The organism is Thauera phenylacetica B4P (assembly GCF_000310225.1).
GTDB classification, from domain to species: Bacteria; Pseudomonadota; Gammaproteobacteria; order Burkholderiales; family Rhodocyclaceae; genus Thauera; species Thauera phenylacetica.
In genome coordinates this window covers 1-6,585 of sequence record NZ_AMXF01000228.1, presented here as the reverse complement: position 1 = coordinate 6,585, position 6,585 = coordinate 1, and the positions used below count along the sequence as shown (strand labels likewise).

Genomic DNA, 6,585 nt, shown 5'->3' with positions numbered 1-6,585 from the left:
GAGCGCGCCGAGGCGGCCGCCGAGCCTGCCCGCGCGGGACGGGATCCGGCCTGCCTGGTCGAGGCGCATGCGGCTCACGCGGCGCACGCCGGCCGCCGGGCGTGCCAGTCGGTGGCCTGCTGGAAGCGGTGCGCAGTGTTGAGCAGGCGGGCTTCGGCGAAGTAGTCGCCGATCAGCTGCAGGCCCACCGGCAGCCCGTCGGCGCCGAAGCCGGCCGGGTGCGACAGGCCGGGCAGGCCGGCGAGGTTCACCGCGATGGTGTAGATGTCGGACAGGTACATCTGCACCGGATCGTCGGCCTTCTCGCCGAGCGCCCAGGCGGTGGTCGGCGTGGTCGGGCCGGCGATGAGGTCGCAGTGCTGCAGCGCGGCCTGGAAGTCCTGCGCGATCAGGCGGCGCAGGCGCTGGGCCTGCAGGTAGTAGGCGTCGTAGTAGCCGTGCGAAAGCACATAGGTGCCGACCAGGATGCGGCGCTTGACCTCGGCGCCGAAGCCCTCGGCGCGGCTCTTCGCGTACAGGTCGGCGAGGTCGCCGTAGTCGGCGGCGCGGTGGCCGTAGCGCACGCCGTCGAAGCGGGACAGGTTGCTCGAGCACTCGGCGGGCGCGATCACGTAGTAGGCCGGGATCGCCAGCTTCGCGTTGGGCAGCGAGACCTCGACCGTGCTGGCGCCGAGCGCGCGGTACTGCGCGATCGCGGCGTCGATGGTGGCGCGCACGTCGTCGGCCATGCCCTCGGCGAAGAACTCGCGCGGCAGGCCGATACGCAGGCCTTCAAGCGGGCGGGCGGAGGCAGGGCCAGCGAGCGCGGCGGCGTAGTCCTCGGTCGGGCGCTCCAGGCTGGTCGAGTCGCGCTCGTCGAAGCCGGTCATCGCCGACAGCAGCAGCGCGCAGTCCTCGGCGCTGGCGCCGAAGGCGCCGCCCTGGTCGAGCGAGGAGGCGTAGGCGATCATGCCCCAGCGGCTCACCAGCCCGTAGGTGGGCTTGATGCCGGTGATGCCGCAGTAGGACGCCGGCTGGCGCACCGAGCCGCCGGTGTCGGTGCCGGTGGCGATCGGCGCCAGGCGCGCGGCCACCGCGGCGGCCGAGCCGCCGGACGAGCCGCCGGGGATGCGGTCTAGCTTCCACGGGTTCTTCACCGCGCCGTAGTGCGAGCTCTCGTTCGACGAGCCCATCGCGAACTCGTCCATGTTGGCCTTGCCCAGGCTCACCACGCCGGCGGCCTTGAGCAGGCTCACCACGTGGGCGTCGTAGGGGCTGACGAAGTTGGCCAGCATCTTCGAGCCGCAGGTGGTCAGCACGCCCTCGGTACAGAACACGTCCTTGTGCGCGAGCGGGATGCCGGTGAGCGGGCCGGCCGTGCCGGCGGCGATGCGCGCGTCCGCTGCGCGTGCCGCGGCGAGGGCGCCCTCGCGGTCGACGGTGATGAAGGCGTTGAGCTCGGGGTTGAGCGCGTCGATGCGGTCGAGGAACAGGCCCGCGAGTTCGACGGCCGAGATCTGCCGGGCGTCGAGCGCGCGGCGCAGTTCCGGGAGGGAGGCGTGGATCATTTTTCGGTCAGGCGGGTTGGCGCCGCGGCACGCGTGCGGTCGCTGCGGTCGGACGCAGCGACGGCGAGGGCGGCCGCGGAGCGGATCATTCGATGACTTTCGGCACCAGGTAGAGGCCGGCTTCGGTCTGCGGCGCGACCTTCTGGAAGGCGTCGCGGCGGTCGGTCTCGGTGACGAGGTCGGGGCGCAGGCGGGTGGCGAGCTCCTGCGGATGGCTCATCGGCTCGACGCCGGTGGTGTCGATCGCCTGCATCTGCTCGATGAGGCCGAAGATGCCGTTGAGCTTGTCGCGCGTGGCCTCGAGTTCGGACGCGGAGACGGCGATTCGCGCGAGGCGGGCGATGTGCCCGACCTGATCATTGGAGAGCGACATGGCGTAACAAAACCTGCTGAATCCACAAAGGTTTGTAGGTTATCATAATCGTCTTTGCCCCGCCCGGGGCTACACCGCTTCGCGGTAGCGGGCGGGGTTTTCGCGTTGCAGCGCGCCCAGGGCGCCCGACTGTGCGCGGCTCGACCACTCCACCGGTTTCGGAAGGCTTCATGTTCGGTTTCCTGCGCTCCTATTTCTCCAACGATCTCGCGATCGACCTCGGCACCGCCAACACCCTGATCTACGTGCGCGGCAAGGGCATCGTGCTGGACGAACCCTCGGTGGTGGCGATCCGGACCGAAGGCGGCCCCAACGCCAAGCGCTCGATCCAGGCGGTCGGCCACCAGGCCAAGCAGATGCTCGGTAAGACGCCGGGCAACATCACCGCGATCCGCCCGATGAAGGACGGCGTGATCGCCGACTTCGTCGTCACCGAGCAGATGATCAAGCAGTTCATCAAGAAGGTGCACGACTCGCGCCTGCTCTCCCCCTCTCCGCGCATCATCATCTGTGTGCCCTGCGGCTCCACCCAGGTCGAGCGCCGCGCGATCCGCGACGCCGCGCTCGCGGCGGGCGCCTCGCAGGTCTTCCTCATCGAAGAGCCGATGGCCGCGGCGATCGGTGCCGGCCTGCCGGTGTCGGATGCGACCGGCTCGATGGTGGTCGACATCGGTGGGGGCACCACCGAGGTCGGCGTGATCTCGCTCGGCGGCATCGTCTACTCGGGCAGCATCCGTGTCGGCGGCGACAAGTTCGACGAGTCCATCGTCAATTACATCCGCCGCAACTACGGCATGCTGATCGGCGAGACCACCGCCGAGAAGATCAAGAAGCAGATCGGTTCCGCCTTCCCCGGCTCCGAGGTGCGCGAGATGGAGGTCAAGGGCCGCAACCTGGCCGAAGGCATTCCGCGCAGCTTCACGATCTCGTCCAACGAGATCCTCGAGGCGCTCACCGAACCGCTCAACCAGATCGTCTCCGCGGTCAAGATCGGCCTGGAGCAGACCCCGCCCGAACTCGGCGCCGACATCGCCGAGCGCGGCATGATGCTCACCGGCGGCGGCGCACTGGTGCGCGACCTCGATCGCCTGCTGATGGAAGAGACCGGCCTGCCGGTGGTCGTGGCCGAGGAGCCGCTGACCTGCGTCGCGCGCGGCTGCGGCATGGCGCTCGACAAGATGGACAAGCTCGCCTCCATCTTCACGTCCGAGTGACGTTCTCCGGCCCCGGCCTGCGTGCCGGGGCGCGCCTCTCCTCCCCACCTGACGGCCCTGGTTCGTAGCGGATGCCTCTCGTCGGCCATCAGCCCCCTCCGATCTTCCGGCGCGGCCCGGCGCCCCTGGCGCGCCTGTTCGTGTTCGTCGCGCTGTGCCTCGCGCTGCTCGTGGCCGACCTGCGCTTCCGCTACCTCGAGGTGTTGCGCAACGCGCTGTCGGTGGTCACCTATCCGCTGCAGATGGCGGCGTCGACGCCGGCCGACGTGGTGCGCAACGCCACGCGCTACTTCGGCACCCTGGTCGATGTGCAGCTCGAGAACGCCGACCTGCGCCGCCTCCAGCTCGACGCCGGCGAGCGCCTGCTGCGCTTCGAGCAGCTCGAACAGGAGAACCTGCACCTGCGCGAGCTGCTGCAGATGTCTGAGCGCGTGCAGACGAAGAGCATCGCCGCCGACATCCTCTACAACGCGCCCGACCCCTTCGCGCGCAAGGTGATCCTCGACCGCGGCACCCAGCAGGGCGTCGAGGCCGGCCTCGCGGTGGTCGACGCGAACGGCGTGATCGGGCAGGTGACCCGCGTCCATCCGGTGCAGTCCGAGGTCACCCTGCTCACCGACCGCAACCAGTCCATCCCGGTCAGCGTGGTGCGCAACGGCGTGCGCGGCGTGCTCTACGGCGTCGGCCGCGGCATGCTCGAGATGCGCCACGTGCTCGCCGAGGTGGACATCCAGCCCGGCGACCGCCTCGTCACCTCCGGCCTCGACGGCATCTTCGTGCCCGGCCTGCCGGTGGCGACGGTGACCCGGGTCGATCGCGACCAGGATGCGTTCGCGCGCATCGAGTGCGAGCCGCTGGCGGCGATCGAGCGCAGCGTGCAGGTGCTGGTGATCGGGCGCGCCGCGTATCCGCCGCCCCCGCCACCGCCCGAACCCGCGGGGGGACGCTGAACCATGCACCCCACCAACCGCTCCAGTCGCATCCTGCAGCCGGTCAAGCTGTGGTTCGTCTACCTGAGCCTGTTCGTCGCGCTCGGCCTGGAGTACATCCCCACCGGACGCACGCCCGGCCTGCCCGACTGGGTGGCGCTGGTGCTGGCCTTCTGGTGCGTGCGCGAGCCGCTCGCGATCGGCATGGGCGCGGGCTTCGCCTTCGGCCTGCTGATGGACGTCGGCCTCGGCGCGGCGATGGGCCAGCACGCGCTGGCCTACGTCGTGCTCGCCTACCTGGCCAATGCGCTCGCCCGCCGCGTGCTGTGGTTCCCTGCCTGGCAGCAGGCCCTGCACGTGCTCCCGCTGCTGCTGCTCGCGCAGGCGATCATGGTGCTGGTGCGCCTGCTGGCGGGGGCGGAGTTCCCCGGCTGGGCGTACTTCCTGTCGAGCCTCGGCAGCGCGCTGCTGTGGACGCCGCTCTCCTTCCTGCTCCTGCTGCCGCAGTACCAGCCGGACGAGCGCGATGACAACCGCCCGATCTGAGGCGCGCGGGCGATGACCGAGTTTCGCGCGCCCGCGGCCGAACTGGCCCGCTTCCGGCTTCGCGTCGTGGTAGCGGCGGTGTTCGTGCTCGTCTGCTTCGGGCTGCTCGCGGCGCGTTTCCACCACCTGCAGGTCAAGCGCCACGACTACTTCCTGACCCGCGCCGAGGACAACCGCATCGCGCTGCTGCCGGTGGTGCCCCACCGCGGCACCATCATCGACCGGCGGGGGATGGTGCTGGCGCGCAACTACGCCACCTACACGATCGAGATCACGCCCTCGCAGGTGCGCAACCTCGACGCCACGCTCGACGAGCTTGCCGGCCTGCTGCCGCTCGACGCGCGCGACCGCCGCCGCTTCCGCAAGCTCTACGAGGAGAGCCGCAACTTCGAGAGTGTGCCGCTGCGCAGCCGGCTCACCGACGAGGAGGTCGCGCGCGTGGTGTCGCAGCGCTACCGCCTTCCCGGGGTGGACGTGAAGGCCCGCCTGCTGCGCGACTACCCGCAGGGCAGCACCGCCTCGCACGTGATCGGCTACATCGGCCGCATCACCGAGCGCGACGTCGAGCGCATCGAGGAGGCCGGCAACGCGGCCAACTATCGCGGCACCCTGCATATGGGCAAGGCCGGCCTGGAGCAGTCCTACGAGCACGAGCTGCACGGCACCACCGGCTTCGAGCAGGTCGAGGTCAACGCCGGCGGGCGCGCCGTGCGCGCGCTGTCGCACACCGCGGCGACCCCGGGCAACGATCTCGAGCTGACCCTCGACATCGAGCTGCAGAAGGTGGCCGAGAAGGCCTTCGGCGATCGCCGCGGCGCCCTGGTGGCGATCGAGCCCTCGACCGGCGGCGTGCTCGCGCTGGCCTCGATGCCGACCTACGACCCCAACCTCTTCGTCGACGGCATCTCGACCCAGGACTGGAAGGCGCTCAGCGACTCGCCCGACCACCCGATGCTGCACCGCGCGATCTACTCCACCTACCCGCCCGGCTCCACCTTCAAGCCCTTCATGGCGCTCGCCGGCCTCGAGACCGGCAAGCGCACCGCGAAGCAGGCCATGTACGACATCGGCTACTTCCAGTTCGGCGGCCACCGCTTCATGGACGACAAGATCGGCGGACACGGCATGGTGGACCTGCACAAGTCGATCGTGGTGTCGTGCAACACCTATTACTACCAGCTCGCCAACGACCTCGGCATCGAGGGCATCGCCGGCTTCATGGCGCCCTTCGGCTTCGGCGAGCGCACCGGCATCGACCTGCCCGGCGAGGCCACCGGCGTGCTGCCTTCGCCGGAATGGAAGCGCCAGCGCTTCAAGAAGCCCGAGCAGCAGCGCTGGTATGCCGGCGAGACGATCTCGGTCGGCATCGGCCAGGGCTACAACGCCTACACGCCGCTGCAGCTCGCCAACGCGCTCGCCGCGCTGGTGAACCACGGCAAGCTGTTCCGGCCCCACGTGGTCAAGTACGTCGTCGACGCGCGCACCGGCGAGCGGCGCGCGGTCGAGCCCGAGCCCCTGCGCCAGATCCCGCTGCGCGACGCGCACCTGAAGGCGGTGCTCGACGGGATGGTCGACGTCAACCGCACGGGCACCGGCAAGCGCGCGTTCAAGGGTGCGCCCTACACCGTCGGCGGCAAGACCGGCACCGCGCAGGTGTTCTCGCTGCGCGGCCAGCGCTACGTCGAGGGCCGGGTGCGCGAGCGCCTGCGCGACCACTCCTGGTTCGTCGCCTACGCCCCGGCCGAGAACCCCAAGATCGCGCTCGCGGTGCTGGTCGAGAACGGCGGCTTCGGCGCCCAGTCGGCGGCGCCGATCGCACGCCAGGTGATCGACTACTACCTGCTCGACCAGCGCGCCGGCGCGCCGGCCGCCGAGGACGAGGAGGGTGCCGAGAGCGAGGAGGCCGCAGAGGGGGGCGGCGACGCGCTGCCCGCCTCGCGCGCCATCGAGCCCGCGGCACCGCAGGACGCGCCCCC

General features: G+C 70.6%; 6 protein-coding genes. 4 read left to right on the top strand and 2 right to left on the bottom strand.

Annotated features, from left to right (window positions below):
- Positions 1–74: 74 nt before the first annotated feature.
- A complete protein-coding gene (gatA, locus tag C667_RS18970; protein WP_004376356.1) occupies positions 75–1,547 on the bottom strand; it encodes an Asp-tRNA(Asn)/Glu-tRNA(Gln) amidotransferase subunit GatA in 1,473 nt (490 codons plus the stop codon).
- A gap of 85 nt (positions 1,548–1,632) precedes the next feature.
- Positions 1,633–1,920: an Asp-tRNA(Asn)/Glu-tRNA(Gln) amidotransferase subunit GatC gene (gene gatC / locus C667_RS18965; protein WP_004376355.1), complete on the bottom strand. Its 288-nt coding sequence runs from the start codon at positions 1,918–1,920 to the stop codon at positions 1,633–1,635.
- A 170-nt stretch (positions 1,921–2,090) separates the two neighbouring features.
- On the opposite strand from gatC, the gene C667_RS18960 reads away from it, so the two are divergent.
- From C667_RS18960 to mrdA, 4 genes are all read left to right on the top strand, one after another.
- Positions 2,091–3,134 (top strand): rod shape-determining protein, encoded by a 1,044-nt coding sequence (locus C667_RS18960; protein ID WP_004301678.1) that lies wholly within the window; start codon positions 2,091–2,093, stop codon positions 3,132–3,134.
- A gap of 71 nt (positions 3,135–3,205) precedes the next feature.
- Positions 3,206–4,084: a rod shape-determining protein MreC gene (gene mreC, locus C667_RS18955; protein WP_004376353.1), complete on the top strand. Its 879-nt coding sequence runs from the start codon at positions 3,206–3,208 to the stop codon at positions 4,082–4,084.
- 3 nt (positions 4,085–4,087) lie between these two features.
- On the top strand, positions 4,088–4,609 hold the full coding sequence (gene mreD, locus C667_RS18950) for a rod shape-determining protein MreD (RefSeq protein ID WP_004376352.1): 522 nt from the start codon (positions 4,088–4,090) through the stop codon (positions 4,607–4,609).
- Between the two features lie 12 nt (positions 4,610–4,621).
- Positions 4,622–6,585, top strand: a 1,964-nt coding sequence (mrdA, locus tag C667_RS18945; RefSeq protein WP_004376351.1) for a penicillin-binding protein 2, incomplete at its 3' end; no start/stop codon positions are given.

Coding starts and splice junctions, on each gene's coding strand:
- gatA (WP_004376356.1), bottom strand. CDS start 1,547: ATGATCCACGCCTCCCTCCCGGAACTGCGCCGCGCGCTCGACGCCCGG.
- gatC (WP_004376355.1), bottom strand. CDS start 1,920: ATGTCGCTCTCCAATGATCAGGTCGGGCACATCGCCCGCCTCGCGCGA.
- C667_RS18960 (WP_004301678.1), top strand. CDS start 2,091: ATGTTCGGTTTCCTGCGCTCCTATTTCTCCAACGATCTCGCGATCGAC.
- mreC (WP_004376353.1), top strand. CDS start 3,206: ATGCCTCTCGTCGGCCATCAGCCCCCTCCGATCTTCCGGCGCGGCCCG.
- mreD (WP_004376352.1), top strand. CDS start 4,088: ATGCACCCCACCAACCGCTCCAGTCGCATCCTGCAGCCGGTCAAGCTG.